Source organism: Gaetbulibacter sp. M240, assembly GCF_043876815.1.
In the GTDB taxonomy this organism is placed as follows: Bacteria; Bacteroidota; Bacteroidia; order Flavobacteriales; family Flavobacteriaceae; genus Gaetbulibacter_A.
This window is the reverse complement of record NZ_JBAWKA010000001.1, coordinates 1,168,232-1,193,894: the sequence shown is the minus strand read 5'-3', so window position 1 is coordinate 1,193,894 and position 25,663 is coordinate 1,168,232. Positions and strand designations below refer to the sequence as shown.

Annotated in this window: 21 protein-coding genes; 9 read left to right on the top strand and 12 right to left on the bottom strand. The window is 37.5% G+C overall.

All coding sequences use genetic code 11. The annotated features are described in order from the left end of the window. Nucleotides 1–10 precede the first annotated feature (10 nt). On the top strand, nt 11–1,078 hold the full coding sequence (locus V8G61_RS05145) for a branched-chain amino acid aminotransferase (protein ID WP_394874393.1): 1,068 nt from the start codon (nt 11–13) through the stop codon (nt 1,076–1,078). Between the two features lie 48 nt (nt 1,079–1,126). Here the strand turns inward: V8G61_RS05145 and V8G61_RS05140 are convergent, their stop codons facing one another. Next, complete coding sequence (locus V8G61_RS05140) at nt 1,127–1,513, bottom strand: hypothetical protein (protein ID WP_394874392.1); 387 nt, start codon at nt 1,511–1,513, stop codon at nt 1,127–1,129. A 692-nt stretch (nt 1,514–2,205) separates the two neighbouring features. Between V8G61_RS05140 and V8G61_RS05135 the strand changes: the two genes are divergently transcribed. Next, a complete protein-coding gene (locus V8G61_RS05135; RefSeq protein ID WP_394874391.1) occupies nt 2,206–3,222 on the top strand; it encodes a GyrI-like domain-containing protein in 1,017 nt (338 codons plus the stop codon). A gap of 1 nt (nt 3,223) precedes the next feature. Next, complete coding sequence (crcB, locus tag V8G61_RS05130; RefSeq protein ID WP_394874390.1) at nt 3,224–3,589, top strand: fluoride efflux transporter CrcB; 366 nt, start codon at nt 3,224–3,226, stop codon at nt 3,587–3,589. Nucleotides 3,590–3,607: 18 nt separating this feature from the next. Here the strand turns inward: crcB and V8G61_RS05125 are convergent, their stop codons facing one another. Continuing rightward, nucleotides 3,608–4,213 (bottom strand): DUF1684 domain-containing protein, encoded by a 606-nt coding sequence (locus tag V8G61_RS05125; RefSeq protein WP_394874388.1) that lies wholly within the window; start codon nt 4,211–4,213, stop codon nt 3,608–3,610. A gap of 227 nt (nt 4,214–4,440) precedes the next feature. Between V8G61_RS05125 and V8G61_RS05120 the strand changes: the two genes are divergently transcribed. After that, complete coding sequence (locus V8G61_RS05120) at nt 4,441–5,670, top strand: MDR family MFS transporter (protein WP_394874387.1); 1,230 nt, start codon at nt 4,441–4,443, stop codon at nt 5,668–5,670. Beyond that, a complete protein-coding gene (locus V8G61_RS05115; RefSeq protein WP_394874386.1) occupies nt 5,667–6,650 on the top strand; it encodes a YpdA family putative bacillithiol disulfide reductase in 984 nt (327 codons plus the stop codon). The genes V8G61_RS05120 and V8G61_RS05115 overlap by 4 nt, the downstream gene beginning before the upstream one ends. Before the next feature lie 28 nt (nt 6,651–6,678). On the opposite strand, the gene V8G61_RS05110 is transcribed toward V8G61_RS05115, so the two are convergent. Further along, nucleotides 6,679–7,122, bottom strand: a complete 444-nt coding sequence (locus V8G61_RS05110) for an Lrp/AsnC family transcriptional regulator (RefSeq protein WP_394874385.1) — start codon at nt 7,120–7,122, stop codon at nt 6,679–6,681. A gap of 120 nt (nt 7,123–7,242) precedes the next feature. Between V8G61_RS05110 and V8G61_RS05105 the strand changes: the two genes are divergently transcribed. After that, nucleotides 7,243–7,638, top strand: a complete 396-nt coding sequence (locus V8G61_RS05105; protein WP_394874384.1) for a hypothetical protein — start codon at nt 7,243–7,245, stop codon at nt 7,636–7,638. Nucleotides 7,639–7,654: 16 nt separating this feature from the next. Here V8G61_RS05105 and V8G61_RS05100 read toward each other — a convergent pair whose 3' ends face one another. After that, complete coding sequence (locus V8G61_RS05100) at nt 7,655–11,092, bottom strand: methylmalonyl-CoA mutase family protein (RefSeq protein WP_394874383.1); 3,438 nt, start codon at nt 11,090–11,092, stop codon at nt 7,655–7,657. A 144-nt stretch (nt 11,093–11,236) separates the two neighbouring features. On the opposite strand from V8G61_RS05100, the gene purU reads away from it, so the two are divergent. Both purU and V8G61_RS05090 read left to right on the top strand, forming a co-directional pair. Continuing rightward, nucleotides 11,237–12,091 (top strand): formyltetrahydrofolate deformylase, encoded by an 855-nt coding sequence (gene purU / locus V8G61_RS05095; RefSeq protein WP_394874382.1) that lies wholly within the window; start codon nt 11,237–11,239, stop codon nt 12,089–12,091. Nucleotides 12,092–12,163: 72 nt separating this feature from the next. Next, the gene (locus V8G61_RS05090) at nt 12,164–12,868 is read left to right on the top strand and encodes a DUF4197 domain-containing protein (protein ID WP_394874381.1); all 705 of its coding nucleotides are present in this window, start codon (nt 12,164–12,166) and stop codon (nt 12,866–12,868) included. Nucleotides 12,869–12,871: 3 nt separating this feature from the next. On the opposite strand, the gene V8G61_RS05085 is transcribed toward V8G61_RS05090, so the two are convergent. The 7 genes from V8G61_RS05085 to V8G61_RS05055 all read right to left on the bottom strand — a co-directional run bounded on the left by V8G61_RS05085 (nt 12,872) and on the right by V8G61_RS05055 (nt 23,104). Next, nucleotides 12,872–13,372, bottom strand: a complete 501-nt coding sequence (locus V8G61_RS05085) for a hypothetical protein (RefSeq protein ID WP_394874380.1) — start codon at nt 13,370–13,372, stop codon at nt 12,872–12,874. A gap of 326 nt (nt 13,373–13,698) precedes the next feature. Beyond that, nucleotides 13,699–14,529, bottom strand: coding sequence for an orotidine-5'-phosphate decarboxylase (gene pyrF, locus V8G61_RS05080; RefSeq protein WP_394874379.1), 831 nt, complete (start codon nt 14,527–14,529; stop codon nt 13,699–13,701). Between the two features lie 22 nt (nt 14,530–14,551). Then, a complete protein-coding gene (prfA, locus tag V8G61_RS05075; RefSeq protein WP_394874378.1) occupies nt 14,552–15,628 on the bottom strand; it encodes a peptide chain release factor 1 in 1,077 nt (358 codons plus the stop codon). A gap of 144 nt (nt 15,629–15,772) precedes the next feature. Further along, on the bottom strand, nt 15,773–18,328 hold the full coding sequence (locus V8G61_RS05070; protein WP_394874377.1) for an adenosylcobalamin-dependent ribonucleoside-diphosphate reductase: 2,556 nt from the start codon (nt 18,326–18,328) through the stop codon (nt 15,773–15,775). Nucleotides 18,329–18,520: 192 nt separating this feature from the next. After that, nucleotides 18,521–19,480 carry a DUF3078 domain-containing protein gene (locus V8G61_RS05065; protein WP_394874376.1) on the bottom strand — a complete coding sequence of 320 codons (960 nt, stop codon included), beginning with the start codon at nt 19,478–19,480 and terminating at the stop codon, nt 18,521–18,523. A gap of 75 nt (nt 19,481–19,555) precedes the next feature. After that, the gene (locus V8G61_RS05060) at nt 19,556–20,734 is read right to left on the bottom strand and encodes an AIR synthase related protein (RefSeq protein WP_394874374.1); all 1,179 of its coding nucleotides are present in this window, start codon (nt 20,732–20,734) and stop codon (nt 19,556–19,558) included. Between the two features lie 183 nt (nt 20,735–20,917). After that, complete coding sequence (locus tag V8G61_RS05055; RefSeq protein ID WP_394874373.1) at nt 20,918–23,104, bottom strand: glutamine synthetase III; 2,187 nt, start codon at nt 23,102–23,104, stop codon at nt 20,918–20,920. A 267-nt stretch (nt 23,105–23,371) separates the two neighbouring features. On the opposite strand from V8G61_RS05055, the gene V8G61_RS05050 reads away from it, so the two are divergent. After that, nucleotides 23,372–24,394 carry a glutamine synthetase beta-grasp domain-containing protein gene (locus V8G61_RS05050; RefSeq protein WP_394874372.1) on the top strand — a complete coding sequence of 341 codons (1,023 nt, stop codon included), beginning with the start codon at nt 23,372–23,374 and terminating at the stop codon, nt 24,392–24,394. A 65-nt stretch (nt 24,395–24,459) separates the two neighbouring features. Here V8G61_RS05050 and V8G61_RS05045 read toward each other — a convergent pair whose 3' ends face one another. Further along, nucleotides 24,460–25,416: a calcium/sodium antiporter gene (locus tag V8G61_RS05045; protein ID WP_394874371.1), complete on the bottom strand. Its 957-nt coding sequence runs from the start codon at nt 25,414–25,416 to the stop codon at nt 24,460–24,462. Nucleotides 25,417–25,663: the final 247 nt, after the last annotated feature.

Sequence of the window (25,663 nt, the reverse complement as noted above, 5' to 3'; positions counted from 1 at the left end):
ATAAGAAACCATGAGTGTACTTATAAATGACATAGAAGTTATAAAAGCAGAAACTTCTAAAATAAATGAAATCGATTTTGATCATTTAAAATTTGGGCAGGTATATTCAGACCATATGTTGGTTTGTGATTACGAAAACGGCAAGTGGAATGCGCCTAAAGTAATGCCATACCAGCCCATAAGCCTCGAACCTTCCGCTAAAATTTTCCATTATGGACAATCTGTTTTTGAAGGCATGAAGTCGTACAAGGATCGAGACGGCGGTGTATGGTTATTCAGACCTCTAGAGAATTTTAAACGCTTGAATATTTCATCGAAGCGATTAGCCATACCGGAACTACCGGAGTCTTATTTTATGGATGGTTTAAAAACTTTGTTGGAAGTAGATCAGGATTGGATTCCTCAGAAAGAAGGAAGCTCTCTGTATATTCGCCCGTTTGTTTTTGCATCTGGGACAGGGCTGCATGCATCTCCTGCCGATGCCTATAAATTTATAATTTGTACAGCACCATCAGGATCGTACTTTTCTGGTAAGGTTAAAGTTTTGATCGAAGAAAAATATTCACGATCTGCTAACGGTGGTGTGGGATATGCAAAAGCCGGCGGTAACTATGCTGGTCAATTTTATCCAACACAACTTGCTATTGATAAAGGCTACCAGCAAGTTATTTGGACTGATGACACATCGCATGAATATATAGAAGAAGCAGGGGCAATGAATGTTTTCATTCGTATTAATGATACATTAATTACCAGTCCGACAAGCGATCGTATTTTAGATGGTATTACCAGAAAAAGTATCATTGAATTAGCAAAATCGAAAGGTATTAATGTTGAAGTTAGAAAAATTACCGTTACGGAATTAGTTGAAGCTGCCAAGAACGGATCACTAAAAGAACTTTTTGGTGCCGGTACTGCTGCAGTAATTTCACCTATTTCAGGTTTTGGGTATAAAGGTGAAGATTTTGATTTACCGGAACTTGAAGAACCATATGCTCACTCTTTAAAGAAAGCTATTACAGATATTCAAACCAATAAAGCCGAGGATCCATTTGGTTGGCGTTATAAGGTTTTATAATATAGACTGTTTTTTATAATAGAAAAGGAAGCCCAAGGCTTCCTTTTCTTATTTACTTAAAATAGCATCAATATTGGGTTTAAAATAATTTGGGCCCTTAAGTACTTTACCATCCTCCCGATAAATGGGTTCTCCATTTTCGCCTAACTTACTCATATTACTGCGTTGAATTTCATCAAAAACTTCCTCGATCTTGTATTGCAATCCATGTTCTATAATGGTGCCACACAAAATATATAAGAGGTCTCCTAGAGCATCTGCCACCTCAACCAGATCGTTGTTATTTGCCGCTTCTAAATATTCTTCATTTTCTTCACGCATCAATTTATAACGAAGGAGATTTTTAGCCATTCCAAGATCGGCTTTTGGTGTTTCACGAAATCCTAATTTAAAGGCAGCGTGAAATTCTTTTACAGCATTTATTTTGTTTTCCATGTAGTTCGTTTTGGTTAAATTTGCATAAAAATAGGTATATGTTCAGTAACGGTCAAAAGATTTTCGCGCTTTTATTTATTATTGTTTTTGCAATCATAATAGGCTATACGTATCGTAAAGACCTTAAGCTTCACAAGCGTTTTTATGCGGGTAGCATATGGATTCTCATAGCGTTTATAGCTTTCATTTTACTGATCTCAGCTATAAAATTCTTCTTTAAATAGTCTTTTATTTTTTTATTGAAAAAAAATTAAAAAAGTCACGCAACCTTTTTAAAAGCCCCACATCTACAAGGTAGCTATTAAATCAGATGAAATGACCTTACTATTAATTATTGCAACCCTGATAGTTGTCAATTTAATCTTGTTAGCTTTCAGCGTTAATAAAAAAACAGATCCATGAGAGAGGATCTGTTTTTTTTTGAAACCCTTGAATTAACTAATTGATTTAGGGTAAAAAATTATAGTACTTGCTATAGCTTAGCATTTGTGCTGGAAAACTTTCAGGTTGTTCTATTTTAATATCAATTATGTCCCCGGCATCATTGGTTACAGGAACTAAAACAGGGTTAACATAACCGTTATAAGGCGATTAACCATGTTAATTTTAGACTGAAGCCTTTGAAATTTGCGAATTTATTATTCCAAATTTAAAATTGATTATCTTTGGTAATAACTAACCCTATTATTATAATGAAGGCCTTAAAGTATCTACTTTTTCTACTCTTAATTGCCGTTATTGGCTTCTCCGTTTACGTCGCCCTGCAGCCTAGCGAATATAAAATAACTGTCACTAAAAACATGGATGTGCCAATACCCGTGGCGTATAATATCGTGAACGATTTTAATAATTGGGACCCATGGTTATCACTAACCGAAAAACAACCCGATCTCGTAGTTACAATTTCAGGTTCAGGAGTTGGTCCCGAAAGCAGTTTGTCTTGGGAATTGGATAAGCATTCGGGGATGGTTGAAACGGAAAGCGTTAACCCGGAAAAATTAATTCAGCAAAAGATCCAGTACGAAAACTTCCCTCCTATGAATGGTCTCTGGAGTTTTAGTACATCTGAAAATACCACGAATATTGCTTTTACCTTGGTATTGGAGGATCTCTCTTTTAGGTTTAAAGCAAAATCTATTATAAGTGGTGGTATTGAAAATAGAATAAAATCACAATTGGAGGATGGTTTAAAAAAATTAGACAGTTTCATAACTGCTCAAATGAGTATGTACACCATAACTGTAGATGGAATCACCAATCATAGTGGTGGTTTTTATTTATACACCAGTACTTCTTGTAAGATGGATGTCTTTCCTAAGAAAATGGAAGAATCATTGTCATACCTAAAACAATTTGTAAGGTCTAACCAGATAACGACGGCCGGATCACCATTTGTATTGTTCCATAAATGGGATCGTGATAATAATGCGGTGTTATTTTCAAGTTGTATCCCAACAACAGAAAAAGTAATAACCACGAGTCCAGATATTTTAACGGGACAACTTGAGTCTTTTAAAGCCTTAAAGACAACTTTAAAGGGTGATTATTCCAACTTAAACGAAGCCTGGGAAAAGGCCAATAATTATATCAGTCAATACAATTTAAAAGCCAGTGATGATGGGCCAATGATCGAACTTTATGTTACCGATCCAAAAACAACACCTAACCCCGCTGATTGGATTACTGAAATTTTCATAGCGCTCGAATAATATGAAAAATTTGCTTCTTGTATTCATCGGTGGCGGATTTGGGAGTGTTCTACGTTTCCTTATCGGAAAATATTTAAACAGTTCAGCCTCAGGTATCCCGTACGGCACATTTGCAGTCAATTTTATAGGTAGTTTACTGATAGGCGTCATTTTTGGGATCGTCTCGAAAAACAATACCCTCTCACATGGACAAATTTTACTTTTAGCAACGGGATTTTGTGGTGGCTTTACTACCTTCTCGACATTCGCTTATGAAAACCATTTGTTTTTAAGATCAGGTGATTTTACCAGCTTCGCTATTTATACTATAGCGAGTTTTGTTTTGGGATTCCTGGCTGTATTTTGGGGCATGTATCTCGTAAAATAAAATCCAGAACTTTTAAAATTAGTACTTCTTAAAGTTTTTAACCCCCGCTTCAATCCTTGTTTTCAAGTAATTAATACGCGGCACAATAGGGCAGGAATATTTATCGTTGTAAGCGCAATAAGGATTATAAGCATTATTAAAATCGATCGTTAAACTATTCCCCTCCGGAATTCTTAGATCTAGGTATCGTCCACCACCATAACTTTCCAATCCATTGGTTTCGTCTAAAAAAGGCAAAAACAAATAATCTTCATAACCTTCTTCTTTCATCAATTTTTCATTTTGGTAAACGTTTAAATTGAAGGATTTCCCATTCAGTTCAAAATTCACCTCACCATATTTGGTGTAAATGGGCAATCTATCTGTTGTAGTCTTCATTTTGAAAGGCTTCTCGTCTGGAGTTCGAACAAATTTTGCATTCACCACAAAATTGGAATCGACATTGAAAAACTCCAGACCATTAAAAGTTTTCAAATCCTTTTCTTTTAAAGGTGAGGTTGTGGCATCTTTAAACTCTGCATTCAAGTTTTTCTGAAATTCTGTCTCTCCTGGAAGTGGCTTTTTTTTTTGTGAACAACTACTAATGAAAAATAATAATGTCAGAACGCTTAAAATGTATTTCATGGAATTAATTATAAAGGAAAATACCAAGTTAAAAATATTTTATATACATTTGACTTATAGAAAAATAAAAAATGACACAAATCGTCGCAATAACCTGTAAATCATATGCTTCTTTTGATATTAAAAGAAGTCGGACTTATTGTATATTGTGATGTTATAACCCTATTATATTAACAATTTCTGAAAGTCCGACGCCCAAGTCGGACTTTTTTATTTTTAAGCAACTCATGAAAACGCTATTTAAAAGTTACATAAATACCTTTAAAGGACTATCCCGAGAGGTTTGGTTTTTGGCACTAATAACCCTGATAAACCGTGCCGGAACCATGGTGATTCCTTTTTTGTCGCTTTACCTAACAGAGAAACTTGAGTTTTCTCTGGAGGATGTAGGTTGGATCATGAGTGCCTTCGGCTTAGGTTCTGTAGCCGGATCGTGGTTAGGCGGTAAGCTTACAGATGCCATCGGATATTATAAGGTTATGGTTTATAGTCTTATAGGTACCGGAATATTTTTTATTTTACTTCAATTCTTTGAAACCTTCGCCGGTTTTTGTTTGGGTATTTTTGTTGTAATGCTGGTAGCTGATGCTTTCCGGCCTGCCTTATTTGTTGCTCTTAGCGCCTACAGTAAGCCTGAAAACAAAACACGATCTGTTACCCTAATCAGACTCGCCATTAATTTGGGGTTTTCGGCCGGCCCGGCTATTGGCGGATTAATTATAACCACAGTAAGTTATGCAGGGTTATTTTGGATTGATGGTATCACTTGCATTTTAGCAGCTTGGATGCTCATCGTAACCTTGAATCCTAAAAAAGCTAAGATCCAGGACGACGTTAAAAATGTAAACCCGGAATCGGCCTACAAGGATAAAGCATTTTTAATATTTTTAGCTGCTATGGTGTTATTCGGTATTGTATTTCTACAGTACTTTTCAACCATGCCTTTATATTATAAAGAGTCACATCAACTTTCCGAACTGCAAATTGGTATGTTACTCGGTAGCAATGGGTTTTTAATATTCATCTTTGAAATGCCACTTATAAAATGGCTGGAGACATCGCGTATTACTAAAACCGGACTCATGCTTTTCGGGGCTGTTTTAACAGGTTTGAGTTTTATTATTTTGAATATGACCCTGTGGTCGGGCGTTCTGATCGTTGGTATGCTGCTCATGACCTTTGGAGAAATGATCGCTTTTCCATTTTCGAATGCCTTCGCACTAGACCGGGCAAAAAAAGGAAATCAAGGGGAGTATATGGCCTTATATTCTATTTCATTTTCTATAGCGCATATATTTGGTCATAACGTCGGAATGCGATTAGTATCCCGATTAGGTTTTAATAATACCTGGTATATCGTAACTTTGCTATCTGTAATGTGCATTCTCTTATTGATTGCCTTAAAACATTATTTGAATTCAAAAAAACGCTTAAAGGAAAAAGAATTATCATTTTGAAAACCATAAAAAAAGATATTGTTATTGTAGGTGGAGGCCCTATAGGTATTGCCTGTGCTTTAGAATGCAAGAAAAGAGACTGGGATTATGTTATCATAGAAAAGGGAGCCTTAACAAATTCTATTTTTAATTACCCTAGAAACATGACATTCTTTTCATCTTCGGAAAAATTAGAAATAGATGAAATCCCTTTTATAAGTAACAAATCTAAACCCAACCGGGATGAAGCCTTGGAATATTACAGACGGGTGACCACCTCAAACAATTTAAATATCCATCTCTTTGAGAGGGTCAACCAGATTGAAAAACAAACGGATCATTTTAAAACCAAAACGGATAAGGCTATTTACACATCTAATCAAGTCATTATTTGTACTGGGTTTTATGATATTCCAAAACTTTTGAATGTTCCTGGAGAGGATTTGGATAAGGTAACCCATTATTACAAAGAAGCACATAACTACACCTTACAGGACGTCGTAGTGGTAGGTGCCAGTAACTCTGCCGTTGATGCCGCTTTAGAAATTTGGCGCAAAGGGGGACGTGTAACTATGGTGGTACGTGGTGAAGATATTGGCAAACGGGTAAAATATTGGGTACGGCCGGATATTATTAATCGTATCGAAGAAGGTAGTATTACGGCATATTTTAATTCCGAGATCAAAGCGATCAAAGAAAATTCGGTTAAAATCCAAACCCCGGAAGGTATTATTTCATTAGACAACGATTATGTTGTAGCCCTTACAGGTTATTTACCAAATTTTAATTTGTTAGAAAAAAGCGGAATTACAATGTCGGACGATGAGAAGCATATTCCTAACTACGATTCTGAAACTATGGAATCAAATGTGGAAGGTTTGTATTTGGCCGGTGTGATTTGTGGTGGTATGGAAACCCATAAATGGTTTATTGAAAACTCTAGAATTCACGCTAAATTAATCGCTGAAGCCATTGCTAAGAAACAAAATATAACGGCATAATCAGATTACATTTACCATTTTCAGAATCCTAATTTACCGGTTTCAAGCTGCGCTGCTTAATAACACCTGACAGTACTATTTGCGTTTTACTTTCCCCGTAAACAATAAGTTGATCGATAAAGGTTTCGAGATGCTTATGATTTTTTAAAACGACTTCCATAACAATGTTCTCGTCGCCTGTAATTCTGTAGCAATTAATCACCTCATCCAATGATTTTACTTTTTCTAAAAACGGCTTTAATTTACCCATAAAAGCGCGTAAAGTTATAATCGCCTTTAATTGATAGCCCACATCAAAAGGCGACACAATCGCTTTATACCCCTCAATTATACCCAAGTCTTCCATACGCTTTATACGTTCAGAAACCGCTGGGGAGCTGACACCTACCTGCCTTCCAATTTCGGCATTAGACATGCGTGCATTTTCCTGTAAACATCTCAATATCTTCCAATTAAGTTGATCTAAGCCCATTCAAAAGAATTTAATCATTAAAACATTAAAATTTAAAGTAAATATACGATTTTACTTTAATATCTAAAGAAGAATATAAAAACTTGTGAGTAATTTTGGGTAAATTGCTGAAAAAAAAAGATGCTGTATAATACACCTACAAATCTTTCGGACTTACCGATATACAAAAAAGCCATTGATATTTTTGCGCTTTCACAAAGTATATCCTCCTATTTAAACCAGGATCTTTCCGGTTTAAAAGAAGATGGGACTGAAGACAACAACATTTATTTCTCTGGAGATATTGTGCAACAATCGGTGTCTTTAGCTCCTGAAATTGCTAATGCCGAACTGCAACGACATTCCGATAGAAAATACAAGCACTTAGCGTCCCTAAAACGATTAACTAATATGCTTTACAAGAATTCCTATCGTTTGGAAAAATCAAACAGCAACGGTAAAGACTTTTTGCCTATTTTACGTAGTGAATTACGCAAATTCAAAAAATTACAACGTCACTGGATGTTAACGCTTTAAAACATCTTTTTCCTTTTTACATATTCCGTCGGTATTGACCGCCAACCTCGAACAAGGCTTGTGTGATCTGACCTAAGGAGCATACTTTACAAACATTCATTAATGCTTCAAAAATATTTTCATTATTTACAGCCTTTTCTTGTAAGTCCTTTAAAACCTTATCTGCATTTTGGAAGTCATGGAGATTTTCCAGGGTTTTAATTTGGTTTTCCTTTTCTTCTTCAGTAGCTCTAATCACTTCAGCAGGCAAAACGGTTGGCGACCCTTTACTACTTAAAAAGGTATTCACCCCGATAATAGGATAATCCCCATTATGTTTCAAAGTCTCATAATACAAGCTCTCTTCCTGTATCTTACTGCGTTGATACATCGTTTCCATCGCACCTAAAACACCACCGCGTTCTGTAATTCTATCGAATTCTATGAGCACAGCTTCCTCTACTAGTTCTGTGAGTTCCTCAATGATAAAAGCGCCCTGAATGGGATTTTCATTCTTGGCCAATCCTAATTCCTTATTAATGATCAATTGAATAGCCATGGCACGACGTACCGATTCTTCAGTTGGTGTTGTGATCGCCTCATCATAAGCATTGGTATGCAAAGAATTACAATTGTCATAAATAGCATATAAGGCTTGCAGTGTGGTACGAATATCATTGAAGTCAATTTCCTGAGCATGTAAGCTTCTTCCGGACGTTTGAATGTGATATTTTAACATTTGCGCCCTTGGGTCTGCCCCGTACTTCATTTTCATTGCCTTCGACCAAATTTTACGTGCCACACGACCGATCACAGCATATTCTGGATCGATACCATTCGAAAAGAAAAAAGATAGGTTTGGACCAAATTTATTGATATCCATACCACGACTTAAATAATACTCCACATACGTAAATCCGTTTGAAAGTGTTAGTGCTAATTGCGTGATCGGGTTTGCCCCTGCTTCAGCAATATGATAACCCGAGATCGAAACCGAATAAAAATTACGTACCTTATGGTCTATAAAATACTCCTGGACATCACCCATCAAACGAAGAGCAAATTCTGTAGAAAAAATACAGGTGTTTTGCGCCTGATCCTCTTTTAGGATATCAGCCTGAACCGTACCGCGAACCTGCGACATCGTTCTTGCTTTTATTTCTTCGTAAACAGCTTTCGGCAGGACCTGATCGCCGGTAACGCCTAAAAGCATTAATCCTAAACCATTATTCCCTTTTGGTAGTTTACCGTAATATTTTGGACGCTCCTTACCCTTGTAGATTTTGGCAATTTTAGCTTCCACCTCGGCCTCCAAACCATTTTCTTTAATGTAGATTTCACATTGCTGATCAATGGCTGCATTCATAAAAAATCCAAGCAACATTGGCGCAGGACCGTTTATGGTCATACTCACCGAAGTTAACTTATCGGCCAGATTAAAGCCTGAGTATAATTTTTTAGCATCATCCAAACAGCAAATTGAAACACCGGCATTTCCTATTTTACCATAAATATCAGGACGATAATCCGGATCGTTACCATAAAGAGTTACACTGTCAAATGCCGTCGATAAGCGCTTGGCGGGCAGACCTTCACTAACATAATGGAAACGCTTATTGGTACGTTCAGGGCTACCTTCTCCAGCAAACATCCGCGCTGGATCTTCATTGGTGCGTTTGAACGGATATAAGCCTGAAGTATATGGAAATTCTCCCGGTACATTTTCTTGTAAACACCAATTTAAAATATCACCCCAAGCCTGATATTTTGGTAAAGCTACCTTAGGAATCTGTAAATGTGAAAGCGATTCGGTATGAGTCTCAATTTTAATTTCCTTACCGCGAACTGAATAGGAATAAACGGGCTCTTTATAACGATTCACTTTAGCCTCCCATCCCATTAAAATTTCCCAATTATAGGGATCCAAATTCAATTTCTCCCGATCGAATTCAGCAAAAAGTAACTCAAGTAATTGTTTACTCCTTTCATCGGTCAAAGGACTCATTAAAGCCTCTTGATTGATACCTGTTTTTGTCAGAAAATCGGATTCTTTTTCTTTAGAAATCTTAGCTACATTACAAATAGTTTTATAAATACCATACAACTTCTGAGCTACTTCTACCTGTTCCTTAACCGTTTGATCATACGAACGATTGTTTTCAGCAATCTCGGATAAATAACGTGTACGCTTCGGCGGAATGATAAATATCTTTTCGCTCATTTCTGATGAAATCTTTAGATTAGATTTCAATTCAGTTTCCGTACGATCATGAAGTGTATCCATAACCGCTTTGTACAAAGCATTCATTCCGGGATCATTAAACTGTGAAGCTATAGTGCCGTAAATTGGCAATTCATCTTGCGGTGTATCCCATAGATTATGGTTCCGCATGTATTGTTTTTTCACATCACGAAGCGCATCCAAAGCACCTCGCTTATCAAATTTGTTTATAGCTACCAAATCTGCAAAATCGAGCATGTCAATTTTTTCCAATTGCGTTGCCGCACCAAACTCAGGTGTCATGACATAAAGAGACACATCACTATGTTCAATAATTTCTGTATCTGACTGACCTATTCCGGATGTTTCCAAAATGATCAGATCAAATTTAGCTGCTTTTAAGACCTCTACCGCCTCGTTCACATATTTCGATAAAGCCAGATTCGACTGCCGAGTCGCTAGACTTCGCATATAAACCCGGTCGTTGTTGATCGCGTTCATGCGAATCCGGTCGCCTAACAAGGCACCTCCCGTTTTCCGTTTCGAAGGATCAACCGAAACAATTCCTATGGTCTTTTCGGGAAAATCTATCAAGAAGCGGCGCACCAGTTCGTCCACCAAGCTGGATTTCCCTGCTCCTCCGGTACCAGTGATACCTAAAACCGGCGTTTTTGAAGTTTTATTTTTCTTATGAATAGTTTCTAGTAGAGGACGTGCCACCTCTGGATAATTTTCCGAAGCCGAAATAACACGCGCAATACCCCCTTTATTTCTGTTGGATAGATCTTCAATCTTAATATCCAAGGTATCTCCTATAGCAAAATCCGACTTTTCCACCAGATCATTGATCATCCCTTGCAAGCCCATTTCTCGACCGTCATCAGGGGAATATATTCGTGTGATCCCATAATCCATGAGATCCTTAATTTCAGCCGGCAAAATAACACCACCGCCACCGCCAAATATTTTAATATGATCAGCACCACCTTCCTGTAACAAGTCGTACATGTATTTAAAATACTCATTATGGCCTCCTTGATAGGAGGTTAAACAAATGGCATTTACATCTTCCTGAATTGCAGTATTCACAACCTCTTCAACACTTCTATCATGTCCTAAATGAATAACCTCTACCCCGGTGGCCTGAATGATGCGTCTCATTATATTAATAGAAGCATCATGACCGTCAAATAGGGATGCCGCTGTAACCATACGTACTTTATGCTTGGGCTTATAAGGAGAAATTTGTTTCATCAATAAAATATTATCAAAATTGGTTCTGCAATTTACGAAATATTCAAAAATTATTAAGGTTTGCCTATTATTTTATAAAATTATTATGAAAATACTTTTTACATATATTTTCAATTAATTTAGCCCCTTAAACCAGCTCGGTTCATGAAGAAAATTACACTTTTAATACATTGTAAAGATCGATCTAATATCATTGCGCGTGTCACTAATTTTATAGCTGACCAAGGCGGTAATATTGTTTATTTAGATCAGCATGTCGATCGTGAACAGAATATTTTTTTCATGCGTTTAGAAGCTGAATTTCAAAATTCTGACTTTTCTACTGAGAACTTTAAGGAGATCTTTAATTCTAAGCTTGCAGAGGATTTTAAAATGAAGTGGCGGGTGTATTCATCGGAAAGCCAAACTAAAATGGCTTTATTCGTTTCAAAATACGACCATTGTTTATACGATTTGCTGGGGCGTTATCATTCTGGTGAACTCCCTCTGGAAATACCTTTCATAATAAGTAATCATAAAGATCTAAAAAGCATTGCAGACCGCTTTAGCATTCCGTTTTATCATATCCCAGTTACAAAAGACAATAAAGTTCAAGCCGAGGAGAGACAACTGGAATTGCTTAAAAAGTACCGTATTGATTTTATCGTTCTGGCGCGTTACATGCAAATTGTAACGTCCAAAATTATTTCTGAATATCCTAATAAGATCATAAACATCCACCATTCCTTTTTACCCGCCTTCGTGGGGGCCAAACCCTACCATTCTGCATTTAAACGTGGTGTGAAAATTATTGGCGCGACGAGTCACTATGTTACCGAAGATCTGGATGCCGGCCCAATAATTGAGCAAGATGTCGCCCATGTATCACATACACACACGATACAAGATTTGATAGCTAAAGGGCGTGATCTGGAAAAAATAGTACTTTCAAATGCGGTAAAATTGCATGCAAACCGAAAAGTGATGGTTTACAATAATAAAACGGTTATTTTCTCTTAATCGATCTAGATTTCCTGTTTCATAAGTAATTTAAATTTAAAACCTATATTTACAGGATTAAAACCCAATCTCATGACCAAAAAAATTATAGCACTTTGTTTCTTACTTAACCTTATGGCTTGCGCCGAACTTCAACAAGTTGTGAACCAGTTACCACAAGGCGGCACTTTAAGTAATGCTGATATTGCTGCCGGACTGCGCCAGGCTTTAGACTTTGGTATAGAAAAACAAGTAACCAAACTTACCCAAACAGACGGATTTTATAAAAATGATTTGGTAAAAATCCTACTACCCTCAGAGCTTCAAAAAGTAGATAAAACACTAAGAGATATCGGTTTGAGCAGTTTAGCTGATGAAGGCCTTAAACTTCTGAATCGGGCAGCCGAAGATGCTGTAAAAGAAGCTACGCCCATTTTTGTGAATGCCGTAAAGGAGATCACATTTGATGATGCTAAAAATATTTTACTAGGTAATGACAACGCCGCAACGACGTATTTAAAAGTAAAAACAGAATCACCGTTATACGCTAAATTTAATCCGGTTATTAAAAGTTCTTTTGACGAGGTTGGTGCCAGTGAAATCTGGTCGTCTCTAATTAATAAATATAACGCCTTACCACTAACAGCTGATGTTAACCCAGATCTCACGGATTATGTGACAAGAGAAGCTCTTAACGGCGTGTATACCATGATCGCTTTAGAAGAAAAGGATATCCGAAACAATTTTGCATCACGAACCACTACCCTATTGAAAAAGGTATTTGCTCTGCAAGATTAAAGTTTATTCAGATTTTTTATATAGCCCATCAAAGGCAACTAGGGTATCTTTATCTTTAAAGGTCTCCCAATATTGTCTTACTGTACCATTGGGGGATTTTGTCCATGTGATTTGATGAAAGAAGGGCATGCCGTCTTTTCCTTTAAGTGTATCACTTTTTAATATCATTTGATCTCCAACCCGATTCCCTTTCAAATGCAAACTACCTCCCTGGTTATCGATCCAGATCTGTTCCCATTTTCCGGTTTGGGTATTATAAAAATTACTACTCGTCCCGGTGTAGTTGCCTTTAGCACTTTTCCAGTTCTCCCGGAGCACACAATTATTTTGAATTTTTTCAATGGTGTTTGCACCAGCCAGTGATCCGTCAAGTTTAAAAACGGTCCACTCACCTAGCCAAAAATCAAAAGCTTGATGATTTTCGGTACAACATTTGCATACTGCGTTTTGAGCATTGATAATACAGGATATCCCTATTAAAAAAAGGTATACTAGGTTTTTCATTAGTTTGTGATTAATTGATTGATGTTTAAAGTTATATAGAAACTCGTGGTAGAAATCATTAATTAACAAAATATTAAAAAAATAACACGCTAATAAATTGAAAACAAAAAAGATAATGTTTTAATATTTAGCTTTTATTTAACCTTTTGTTTACAACCAAAACATCTGAATTAACGTATTTTAAAATAAAAAAAAGATGACACTTCAATTTTGCAAAGTAGGAAGAATAACTCCAAATTTAGAGAAAGTACTAAATCTTAAAGCCTTCCAAATTCTAGCCATGAGTTTGGTAGATGATTTCGAGAAACTTGAATTCCCCGAACAATTCAATCTACCGTCTCGGCTTGATCAAGAATAGTGGCCATAGCACTTTGAAGTTCGCTAGCCTTACTGGCTGCTGCTTCGGCAAAATCTGCATTCTTTGATGCATAAATGATGCCTCTTGAGGAATTAATAAGTAGGCCAACACTACTATTCATACCATACTTACAAACTGCCTCAAGATCTCCACCTTGAGCGCCAACACCTGGCACCAACAGGAAACTTTTCGGAATAATTTTACGAATATTAGCTAAATATTCTGCTTTTGTAGCACCTACCACGTACATTAGTTGATTGGAGTTTTCCCAAGTTTTCGAGGTTTCAAGAACCTCTTTATATAATTCTTTACCAGTATTTACTTTCGTTTGAAAATCAAAGGCACCTACATTCGAGGTCAAAGCCAGTAAAATGGTGTACTTATTTTTAAAAGCTAAAAAAGGCTCTACAGAATCTTTACCCATGTAAGGCGCAACCGTCACAGAGTCAAAGGCCAGATCTTCAAAAAAAGCTTTAGCATACATGGCACTGGTGTTACCAATATCGCCACGTTTTGCATCTGCAATGGTGAAAACCTCCGGATAATTTTTATTTAAATAAGCTATCGTTTTTTCAAGAGCCTTCCAGCCTTTCAAACCATAGGCCTCATAAAAAGCCGTATTAGGTTTGTAAGCCACACACAAATGGTGTGTGGCATCGATAATGGCTTTGTTGAAGGCAAAAATAGGATCTTCTTCCTTCAATAAAAACTCAGGAATTTTATCCAAATCCACATCCAAACCGATACAAAGAAAGGTTTTCTTGATCTTTATTTGCTGTATAAGCTGTTCTTGTGTCATCGCATTAAAGCAGGCTCAGGGATCAAATCAACTCATCAGTTGCTTTCAACTTTTCAGTATTTTCAGCCAATTGTAATTCGTCAATTATTTTTTGAATATCCCCATTTATAATATTTTGCAAATCGTATAATGTTAGACCAATACGATGGTCTGTAACACGACCTTGCGGATAATTGTATGTTCTGATCTTAGCACTACGGTCCCCGGAAGATACCATACTACCACGTTTTGCAGCATCTGCTTCCTGTTTTTTAGCTAATTCTATATCGTACAATCTGGAGCGTAAAACTTTAAACGCCTTCTCTTTATTCTTATGCTGTGATTTTTGATCCTGACATTGAGCTACCAAACCTGTCGGCTCGTGGGTTAGCCTTACGGCGGAATAGGTTGTATTTACCGACTGACCGCCCGGACCAGAAGAACAGAAATAATCAATGCGTACATCTTTCGGATCGATCTCAATATCAAATTCTTCAGCTTCTGGGAAAACCATACAGGTGGCTGCACTGGTATGCACCCGGCCTTGGGTTTCGGTTTGCGGAACCCGCTGTACACGGTGCACACCCGCTTCAAATTTCAAGGTACCGTAAACGTCTTCACCAGATACTTCAAACTGAATTTCCTTAAAACCACCATTGGTACCTTCACTAAAATCTACGACATCAACCTTCCAGCCTTTACTTTCACAATATTTGGAATACATACGAAACAGGTCTCCAGCGAAAATACTCGCTTCGTCACCTCCGGTACCGGCACGTAATTCAACCACAGCATTTTTAGAATCTTCCGGATCTTTCGGTATCAATAGAAATTTAATGTCATCTTCCAACTTAGGAATACGCTCTTTAGCCTCTTCATACTGCATCTTGGCCATTTCAATCATTTCAACATCCGAACTTTCCGAGATCAATTGCTCAGCTTCCTTCAGGTTTTCAGTGGCTTCAATATAAGCCTCTCGCTTATCCATTAAAATCCTTAGGTCCTTATATTCCTTATTGAGTTGTATGTACCGTTTTTGATCGGACATGATATCCGGTTGAATGATAAGGTCACTCACTTCATCAAAACGTTGTTTTACTATTTGTAACTTCTCTAACATCTGCCTTTGTAATTGTGGTTCAAAAATACGATAAATAATGAATTTGCCATGCTAATGCTGCCCCTAAAATATAGCATTTTCAAAATTCTAAAACCCTCAAGAAATATTTAATTACGAGACCAAACCGAAATTACAAACCAAATTTTAACCACATTTTGAAGAACCACAATCCTGGCAGGTCAAACAACCTTCCTGATACACTAAATTTTCCGAGTTACAATTGCTACACCGTTGACCTTTTGCTTTAGTGCCATTTTCAACATAATGCTTTAAGGCACGAACAACACCATTTTTCCAGGTATTTATAGACGCACTATCCAACTGTAAACTGTTGATAAGGTCTACTATTTTATCTATAGGCATACCGTGACGCAAAGTTCCGGAAATTAATTTAGCATAATTCCAATACTCCGGATTGAACATATGAGACAAGCCCTCAATGGTCGTTTTGTAACCACGCTTATTCATGAATTGAAAATCGTAACGTGATATCCCATTCTCATCCCGATTCTTAATGATCAAACCATCATTGACCCATCGGGGCAATAAAATACCATCTTCATCATCTGCCAGTCCCGTAAATATCTCGTAAGGTTTATGATCAATAAGGCCAATGAAAGCGATCCATTTTTCTTTATTATTTTGAAAGCGCACTACGTCGGCCTCCAAAACTGGAGGTCGTTTAATAGGAAACGCCGTAAGGGTGTTTTTAGATCCTTTATCCTCCTTTTCCTGTGTTGACAGTAAAACTCCCGCGCGTGAACCATCGCGATATACCGTGACGCCTTTACAACCTACTTCCCAGGCCTTCATATACAGATCGCCTACCAAATCTTCAGTAACATCATGAGGTAAATTGATCGTAACACTTATGGAATGATCCACCCATTTTTGAATCGCTCCCTGCATACGCACCTTGCTTAACCAGTCCACATCGTTTGAGGTCGCTTTATAATAGGGCGATTTTTTAATTAAAGCATCGATGGCATCCTGAGATAAATTTTCTGAAGTATCAAAACCATTAGTTGTCATCCACTGTTTAAATCGATGGTGAAATACAATATATTCTTCCCAAGAATCGCCTACCTCATCAACAAAATCGACCCGAACATTCTTATCATTGGGATTTACTTTACGCCGACGTTTATAAACGGGCATAAATACAGGCTCAATTCCTGAAGTAGTTTGTGTCATTAAGCTTGTGGTTCCCGTAGGTGCAATCGTTAAAAGCGCGATATTTCGTCGACCATATTCCAACATCTCATAGTACAATTGGTTATCCGCCTCTTTTAAACGCTGGATGAACGGATTATTTTTTTCGCGTTCAGCATCAAAAATAGGAAAAGCTCCCCGATCTTTTGCCAGATGAACCGATGCTCTATAAGCCTCCAAAGCAATTGTTTTATGAACCTTCAAAGAAAAGGCATTTCCTTCCTTACTACCATACCGGATGCCAAGTGCAGCCAACATATCTCCTTCGGCTGTAATACCTACTCCGGTGCGACGTCCCTCCTGCGCTTTTCGCTTGATATTGAACCATAAATTTCGCTCTGTTGCTTTGAGCTCATCTGATTCAGGATCGGCATCGATCTTATTTAAAATAGTGTCGATCTTTTCAAGTTCAAGATCAATGATGTCATCCATGATGCGTTGGGCATAACCAACATGTTCTTTAAACAGATTGAAATTGAATGCCGCCTTTTTAGTGAACGGTTGATCCACGTATGAAAACAAATTGATCGCCAACAATCGACAAGAATCATATGGGCAAAGTGGAATTTCACCACAAGGATTTGTAGATACCGTTTCATAACCTAAATCAGCATAACAATCTGGAACAGATTCTCTGATGATAGTATCCCAAAATAAAATACCGGGCTCGGCAGATTTCCATGCATTATGCACGATCTTTTTCCATAAAGCTAAAGCATCCACAGATTTTGAAACCTTTGGATTATTACTATAAACAGGAAACTTTTGAGTATATGAGGTTTCATCTTTTACAGCTTTCATGAAGGCATCATCGATACGCACAGAAACATTAGCGCCCGTAACTTTACCTTGCTCTAATTTCGCATCAATAAAATCTTCAGAATCCGGATGATTTATTGAAACAGAAAGCATTAAAGCACCACGGCGACCATCCTGAGCCACTTCCCTGGTTGAGTTGGAATAGCGTTCCATAAAAGGCACCAGACCGGTAGAACTTAATGCGGAATTCTTTACGGGAGAGCCTTTTGGACGAATATGTGACAAATCGTGTCCAACACCGCCACGTCGTTTCATAAGCTGCACCTGTTCTTCATCAATTTTCATGATGCCACCATAGGAATCTGATCGCCCCACATGACCTATTACGAAACAATTGGAAAGTGATGCTATTTGAAACGGGTTTCCGATACCGGCCATGGGGCTACCCTGCGGCACGATATATTTAAACTTTTTTATCAAATCGAAAACCTTTTCTTCAGAAAGCGGATTCGGGTATTTCAATTCAATTCGTGCAATTTCATGTGCGATACGCCTATGCATGTCATCCGGTGTTTTCTCATAAAGGTTTCCGTTAGAATCTTTTAAGGCATACTTATTAAGCCACACTCTGGCAGCCAGATCATCCTTGTCGAAATACAACAATGAGGCTTCAAAAGCCTCATTTTGGTCATATGTTTTTGTTGGTAATTGGGTTAGATTTAAATCCATTTGTAACCTGTTTTTTTAAACTCGTTAGAATATTGCATAATGGAATTAAAATTACATATCCTGTGAGATTGAACTATGACATTTGTCATATCCTTTCTCTTTAAAAAACATAAGTTACTGTAAGTAAGGTATTTAATTATTTATTAACAGATAAAAGTTAACAAATTATTGAAGTATTATTTTTTTCGAAGTTTAAAAGTCGACTGCAAAACCCAACCCTAAGTATTGTTTCCATTGTACTTTCGGACCGGCCTCTAAAAATTCACCTTCCACGTCGGTAGCGATTTGTGTTTTTACATCGTCATCGTATCGCAAATGGGAGCCCAGAGTGGCGTTAATAAAACTATTAACTTTAAAATTAAAATCGACACTCCAATCGACATCCACATTCCCGAATCTATTTAGGTAATCTGTGTACAAGCTAACACGATGAATAAGATCGACATTTTCAATCACCTCCATTTCATAACTATTTGTTATTAGTATACCAAACTCGCGCCGTACCTGATTTCCCGCTCTGATAAGGTTACCCTCGGTATCATACACAGCCGGTTCAACACCAAAAGATCCGGCATTGGCTAAAGCTTCATCTAACACAAATGTTGCTTTAAGTGTGAGGGGAGATAAGTAGAAAGAAAGACGTTCTATATTTTTGCCATATTCCATACCACCACCGAAAAATAAATAGCCCGGTGCCATGAACCTTGAAATCGGGTTGTCCGTATTGGGATATTTGAAACCATCTGAAATTTGCGTCCGAAAGTTAAATTTCATAGTGTAGAACCAATTTGAAATACTATCCGGCTGAAACCCTAAATTAGAGTTTAATTCGATCAAATCATCTGTTTTCCGAAGTTCTCGTTCTGCCTGTTTATTGACCCCATAACGAAAATCGGCGTTATTTCTCCAGGTAAAATACCGGTCTTTATAATTGGCTTCTGTTCTGGCACCTAATAAACCTGCAATCGAATTAGATCCACCGGAATTCCAATTCACAAAAGAGACTTGATTTAAATTGAGAGAAACGTTGTTTTTACGGGTCCACACCGGACCATCGTACTTTTTGGGTGGAAGTTTTAAAAATAAAGAGTCAGGTTGTGCTTGAAGATTTAGTGTAATTATAAAAAGAATACTAAATAAAATGTACTTCATTGGTTTGTTGTTACGCTTAATAAAATCTCTATTTTATCAACAATTGTTCCAATCTACTTTTTGAACAGATAAAATTTAGTATCTAAACTCTCCAAAAGGGGATTTTATTGTAAGCTTTTTTGATTTTGACGCCTCTACCCTACCAATAATCTGAGCATCAACATTAAAGCTTTTTGAGATTGAAATAATATCTTCCGCTATTACCGGATTTACATATAACTCCATACGGTGACCGCAATTGAACACTTGATACATCTCTTTCCAGTCTGTTTTACTCTGTTCCTGAATGAGTTTAAACAGCGGCGGTACCGGAAATAAATTATCCTTGATCACATGGCCTTCATCAATAAAATGTAAAATCTTGGTTTGAGCACCACCGGAGCAATGAACCATGCCATGAATAGAAGTACTATCAAATTTTGAAAGTATTTTTTTAATGATCGGCGCATAAGTACGGGTTGGCGATAACACCAATTTCCCGGCATCCAGAGGGGTATCATCGACAGCATCCGTAAGTTTTATATTCCCTGAGTAAACGAGATCCTCAGGTACTGAGGCGTCAAAGCTTTCGGGATATTTTTTAGCTAAATACTTATGAAATACATCGTGACGTGCGGACGTTAGACCATTACTTCCCATACCACCATTATATTCTTTTTCATAGGAAGCCTGCCCAAAACTTTCCAGACCAACAATCACATCGCCGGGTTGAATGTTCGCATTATCAATAACATCAGAACGTTTCATGCGGGCGGTTACGGTAGAATCGACAATTATGGTGCGTACCAAGTCGCCAACATCAGCTGTTTCTCCACCGGTAGAATGGATAGTAACGCCAAAAGTTCTTAATTCATTAATAAGTTCTTCAGTTCCGTTAATAATTGCTGATATGACTTCGCCTGGAATTAAATTTTTATTTCTTCCAATTGTTGAGGATAAGATGATGTTATCTGTAGCACCAACACAGAGTAAATCGTCAATATTCATAATCAAAGCATCCTGAGCAATGCCTTTCCAAACTGAAATATCGCCTGTTTCTTTCCAATACATATAGGCTAGGGACGATTTTGTTCCGGCACCATCAGCATGCATCACCAAACAATAGGCATCATCCTGGATTAAATAATCGGGAACGATCTTGCAAAAGGCTTTTGGAAATAAGCCTTTGTCGATATTTTTTATGGCATTGTGAACATCCTCTTTTGATGCAGAAACGCCCCGTTGGGCATAGCGTTTTGAAACTTCTTGACTCATATGTTTGGATTGTGATGCAAAAGTAATGGATTATTTTAAAAATTGGCAGCCTTAGAAAGGATAAATACAAATCGTATTCCCTCACCTGCGTTAGGGATTGAGCGGCCTGTTGGAGCGCCTTGCAAAGCGCGACTAGCGAAAGCCCGACGGCCACACCCTTTTGTGTGGCCGTAACGCCCAAATTTATCGTGTAAAAAGTAGTTCACGATACTTGGTTAGAGGCCAAATCTCGTCGTCTACCAAAAGCTCAAGTTTATCACAGTGATAGCGGATATCGTCGAAAAGTGGTTTAACCTTGTGGCAGTAAGCCAATGCTTTTTCTTCGGGATTTTCAATGGAATTGGCTTTCTTTCGTGCTGCAATCATTTTAGTAACGTTGGTATTGATGCCCTCGATATGTTTGGAAATGGATTCGATAAGACCAATTTGCTCACTGGCTATATTTTTGAAATTGCCCTCGAAAATCGTTTTGAGTCCTTTTACATTTTCGATAAGAACATTCTGGTATTTTACTGCCGTAGGAACGATGTGATTTCGAGCAATATCGCCAAGCACCCGACCTTCAATTTGAATGTGCATACTGTAGGCCTCGATCTCGATCTCGTATCGTGCTTTTGTTTCAATGGCACTCATAACCTCCATCTCTTCAAATAGGGCTATGGTCTTTTCCGAAATCTTAGCTTTCAGAGCTTCCGGAGTGGTTTTATTGTTACTTAAACCGCGCTTCTTTGCCTCTTTTTCCCAGGCCTCACTGTAACCGTTTCCTTCAAAAAGAATATTTTTTGAGGCTTTAATATACTCGCGGAGTACATTAAAAATAGCCTCGTCCTTTTTAAGGTCTTTCTTATCGATGAGTTTATCCACCTCAATTTTAAAATCTTTAAGTTGTTTTGCAACGATAGTATTTAAAACTGTCATGGGGTTGCCACAGTTAGCCATAGAACCTACAGCGCGAAATTCGAATTTGTTTCCTGTAAATGCAAACGGCGAGGTACGATTACGATCGGTATTATCCAGCAAAACATCTGGAATCTTACCGATGACGTTAAGTTTTAATTCGGTTTTCTCTTCCGGTGATAATTTACCCTTTGTAACCCCTTCAAGTTCCTCCAATACCTTGGTAAGTTGAGAACCGATAAACACCGAAAGGATGGCCGGCGGGGCTTCGTTGGCACCCAAACGATGGTCGTTACTCGCCGAGGCAATAGCAGCCCTTAAAAGTTCTTCATGTTCATGAACAGCTTTGATGGTATTTATAAAAAAGGTTAAAAACTGTAGATTGCTCATGGGTGTTTTTCCAGGCTTAAGCAGGTTGACACCGCTATCGGTGGATAGTGACCAGTTGTTGTGTTTTCCCGAACCGTTGATCCCGGCAAATGGTTTTTCGTGCAGTAAAACCTTAAAGTGATGTTTTGAAGCTACACGACCCATGATATCCATTAATAAGGAATTATGATCTACCGCAAGATTAGCTTCCTCAAAAATTGGTGCTAATTCAAACTGATTAGGAGCCACTTCGTTATGACGCGTTTTAACAGGAATCCCGAGTAACATACATTCATCTTCCAAATCGCGCATAAAATTAAGGGCGCGGTTTGGAATCGATCCAAAATAATGATCATCCAACTGCTGACCTTTTGCCGGTGCATGACCCAACATGGTTCGCCCGGTAAGAATAATATCGGGACGACTAGCTGCTAAGGATTTATCAATTAAAAAATACTCCTGTTCCCATCCTAAAGAGGACGTTACTTTTTTAATATTCTTGTCGAAATATTTACATACATCCGTTGCTGCCTTGTCTACAGCATTTAAGGCGCGAAGTAAAGGGGTTTTATAATCTAATGCCTCACCGGTGTAAGCCACAAAAATAGTAGGTATACATAAGGTTGTCCCATATATAAATGCCGGTGAACTGGGGTCCCAGGCGGTATAACCACGGGCCTCGAAGGTATTTCGAATGCCGCCGCTTGGAAAGCTGGAAGCATCGGGTTCTTGCTGTACCAATTGATTCCCATCAAACTTTTCGATGGACATGCCGTCGCCTAAAGTTTCAAAAAATGCATCATGTTTTTCAGCCGTTGCACCGGTTAGTGGTTGAAACCAATGGGTATAATGTGTTACGCCCTTGGTTAATGCCCAATCTTTCATGGACGAAGCTACCTGATCAGCCACAGATCGATCTATTTTTCTACCGTTTTTAATCGCATTGGTGACATTCTTAAAAGCATCCTTGGTGAGGTGTTGCCGCATCATATTTTCATTAAAAACATGAGCTCCAAAAATATCAGAACGACGTCCTTTTGGGGATACAGAAATAGGAATATAGGACATGGATTTTTTTACAGCGTGGAATCTTAGTGTAGCCATTGTGGTGAATTTTAATTTATAAAATATAGGTACTACAAAAATAGGTAGTTGAACGCTGAAAAATTAAAAATATGAAAAAAATATTTTTATTAATTTTTCAAAAAATAAATGAATAAATAGTCTTTTTTTAATAGATCCCCTAAAAAAATGGGGTTTAAATAAAAATTGGTAAACCTTTTATGAAATAACCCCTTATAATTTATAGTGTGTATAGAATCTTTTATATTTGTGACTTATCAAAAATATCTTATTTATAAAATAGACATTATGGCAAAAATTAAATTAGAATACCTTTGGTTAGATGGTTACTATCCAACTCAGAATTTAAGGAGTAAGACTAAGGTTGAAGATCACGAAAATTTTAAAGGAACGTTAGAAGAAATCGGAAACTGGTCTTTTGATGGTTCATCAACAAAACAGGCTGAAGGCGGATCCTCTGACTGTATTTTAGTCCCTGTTGCTATTTATCCTGATCCGGAGCGTATAAATGGTTATTTAGTTATGACTGAAGTTATGAATCCTGATGGTACGCCTCACGTTTCTAACGGTCGTGCTACTATTGATGACGAAGATGATGATTTCTGGTTTGGTTTTGAACAAGAGTATTTCATAATGGATACCGAAACGCAATTACCTTTAGGATTCCCTATTGGTGGTTATCCTGCTCCTCAAGGAATGTATTACTGCTCCGTAGGTGGTAAAAATACTCATGGTAGAAATTTGGTTGAAGAGCACGCTGATTTGTGTATCGAAGCCGGATTGAACTTTGAAGGTATTAACCAAGAGGTTGCTTGTGGACAGTGGGAATTCCAGTTGTTTGCAAAAGGTGCTAAAAAAGCCGGAGATGAAATCTGGGTAGCACGTTACTTATTACAAAGATTAACTGAAAAATACGGTTACTATATAGAATATCACCCAAAACCACTTGGAAAAGATATGGACTGGAATGGTTCTGGTATGCATGCTAACTTCTCTAACTCATTATTAAGAGAATGTGGAGACAAAGAAGTTTACGCTAAAGTATGTGAGGCTTTCAGACCTGTAGTAGATGAGCACATTGCTGTTTACGGTGAGTTTAACGACCAACGTTTAACGGGTTTACATGAAACTGCTGCTATCACTGACTTCTCATGGGGTGTATCAGATAGAGGTGCTTCTATTCGTATTCCTATTGCTACTGTAGAAAAAGGTTACAAAGGATGGTTAGAAGATAGAAGGCCAGCATCAAACGGTGATCCTTATAAAATTGCTGCAAGAATTATTAAAACCGTTAAATCCGCGAAGGTTTAATAATTTCAGCAAGACGTTTTGTTCTAAAAAGTGCTTACTCTGTAAGCACTTTTTTTATGCTTTAATTAAAGTTTTACACCTTCGGAGGTGAACAGGAAGTACATAAAAATACCGTAGGCTAAAAATAATATAAAGCCCTTGATTCGACCAATTTCAAGACGTTTAGGAATAAGAATAAGAGGAATGAGTATAGCAGAGAAACCGAGCATCCAAAAAATATCACTCGATAAAATTTCAGGAGATGAAACTGGAATAGGTTTTATAATGGCCGTTAAACCAAGAACAGAACCAATATTAAAGATATTAGATCCAATTAAATTCCCCAGAGAAATAGCTTTTTCTTGTTTGGCTGCTGCAATAATTGAGGCTGCCAATTCGGGAACACTTGTTCCTACAGCGATTAAAGACACCCCAATAGCAGCTTCGCTAACCCCTAATGACGAGGCAATACCTTTCGCGCCATCAACAAGCACATCACTTCCAAAATATAGCGTAACGGCACCAATAAGCAACCAAATACCAATTCGGAAATTAGAAACCACGGCTAAGGTATCATCGACCTCCTCAGCTACCTTAATTTTGTTTGAGTGTTTAATAAGAACAAAAAGAAAGGCTATGAGCCCTAAAAATAAAATAATGCCTTCTACCTGTGATAAAAGACCGTCATTTTTTAAAAAGTAATAGGCGGCTATGGAAAATAACATCATTCCTGGCCAATTAATTTTATAAAATGATTTATCAACAGATATGGATCCAACAAGAGCTGTAAGACCTAATACCAATCCAATATTTGCAATATTGGAACCTACAACATTATTGATAGCAATATCGGGTGACCCTGAAATTGCGGCCTGTAAACTAACTAAGAGTTCCGGTGCTGAAGTAGCAAAAGATACTACAGTCATACCGATAACCATGCGGGAAATATTGAACTTAAAGGATAAAGCTACTGAGGATCGCACTAAATATTCTCCTCCAATAACGAGAAGAACAAATCCTAAAACTACCCAAAAGATATCCATAAAAACTTTTATGCGAATATAAATGTTAAATAGGGAATCCTAAAAAATTTTAAAGACTAGTTTTATAATGTTTCACTAAAAAAACTAAAAATTTAGTTAAATAACTATATATATAGTTGTATAACTATAAAAATAGTTATACATTTGATTTCGCGTTAGGAATAGTAGTGAAAATCCTTTTTGTGATTTACAAAAAGATTGAAACGGATAGCCCGACACTCTCGCCTATAGCGTGAGTTTAACGCCC

Excerpts from the sequence above, each read along its gene's own strand:
- V8G61_RS05065 (WP_394874376.1), bottom strand. The coding sequence starts at position 19,480 with ATGAAGTACATTTTATTTAGTATTCTTTTTATAATTACACTAAATCTT.
- V8G61_RS05135 (WP_394874391.1), top strand. The coding sequence starts at position 2,206 with ATGAAGGCCTTAAAGTATCTACTTTTTCTACTCTTAATTGCCGTTATT.
- V8G61_RS05140 (WP_394874392.1), bottom strand. The coding sequence starts at position 1,513 with ATGGAAAACAAAATAAATGCTGTAAAAGAATTTCACGCTGCCTTTAAA.
- V8G61_RS05070 (WP_394874377.1), bottom strand. The coding sequence starts at position 18,328 with ATGGATTTAAATCTAACCCAATTACCAACAAAAACATATGACCAAAAT.
- V8G61_RS05120 (WP_394874387.1), top strand. The coding sequence starts at position 4,441 with ATGAAAACGCTATTTAAAAGTTACATAAATACCTTTAAAGGACTATCC.
- prfA (WP_394874378.1), bottom strand. The coding sequence starts at position 15,628 with ATGTTAGAGAAGTTACAAATAGTAAAACAACGTTTTGATGAAGTGAGT.
- crcB (WP_394874390.1), top strand. The coding sequence starts at position 3,224 with ATGAAAAATTTGCTTCTTGTATTCATCGGTGGCGGATTTGGGAGTGTT.
- V8G61_RS05055 (WP_394874373.1), bottom strand. The coding sequence starts at position 23,104 with ATGGCTACACTAAGATTCCACGCTGTAAAAAAATCCATGTCCTATATT.
- V8G61_RS05085 (WP_394874380.1), bottom strand. The coding sequence starts at position 13,372 with ATGAAAAACCTAGTATACCTTTTTTTAATAGGGATATCCTGTATTATC.
- V8G61_RS05125 (WP_394874388.1), bottom strand. The coding sequence starts at position 4,213 with ATGAAATACATTTTAAGCGTTCTGACATTATTATTTTTCATTAGTAGT.
- purU (WP_394874382.1), top strand. The coding sequence starts at position 11,237 with ATGAAGAAAATTACACTTTTAATACATTGTAAAGATCGATCTAATATC.
- V8G61_RS05105 (WP_394874384.1), top strand. The coding sequence starts at position 7,243 with ATGCTGTATAATACACCTACAAATCTTTCGGACTTACCGATATACAAA.
- V8G61_RS05145 (WP_394874393.1), top strand. The coding sequence starts at position 11 with ATGAGTGTACTTATAAATGACATAGAAGTTATAAAAGCAGAAACTTCT.
- V8G61_RS05100 (WP_394874383.1), bottom strand. The coding sequence starts at position 11,092 with ATGAAACAAATTTCTCCTTATAAGCCCAAGCATAAAGTACGTATGGTT.
- V8G61_RS05050 (WP_394874372.1), top strand. The coding sequence starts at position 23,372 with ATGGCAAAAATTAAATTAGAATACCTTTGGTTAGATGGTTACTATCCA.
- V8G61_RS05045 (WP_394874371.1), bottom strand. The coding sequence starts at position 25,416 with ATGGATATCTTTTGGGTAGTTTTAGGATTTGTTCTTCTCGTTATTGGA.
- V8G61_RS05110 (WP_394874385.1), bottom strand. The coding sequence starts at position 7,122 with ATGGGCTTAGATCAACTTAATTGGAAGATATTGAGATGTTTACAGGAA.
- V8G61_RS05060 (WP_394874374.1), bottom strand. The coding sequence starts at position 20,734 with ATGAGTCAAGAAGTTTCAAAACGCTATGCCCAACGGGGCGTTTCTGCA.
- V8G61_RS05090 (WP_394874381.1), top strand. The coding sequence starts at position 12,164 with ATGACCAAAAAAATTATAGCACTTTGTTTCTTACTTAACCTTATGGCT.
- pyrF (WP_394874379.1), bottom strand. The coding sequence starts at position 14,529 with ATGACACAAGAACAGCTTATACAGCAAATAAAGATCAAGAAAACCTTT.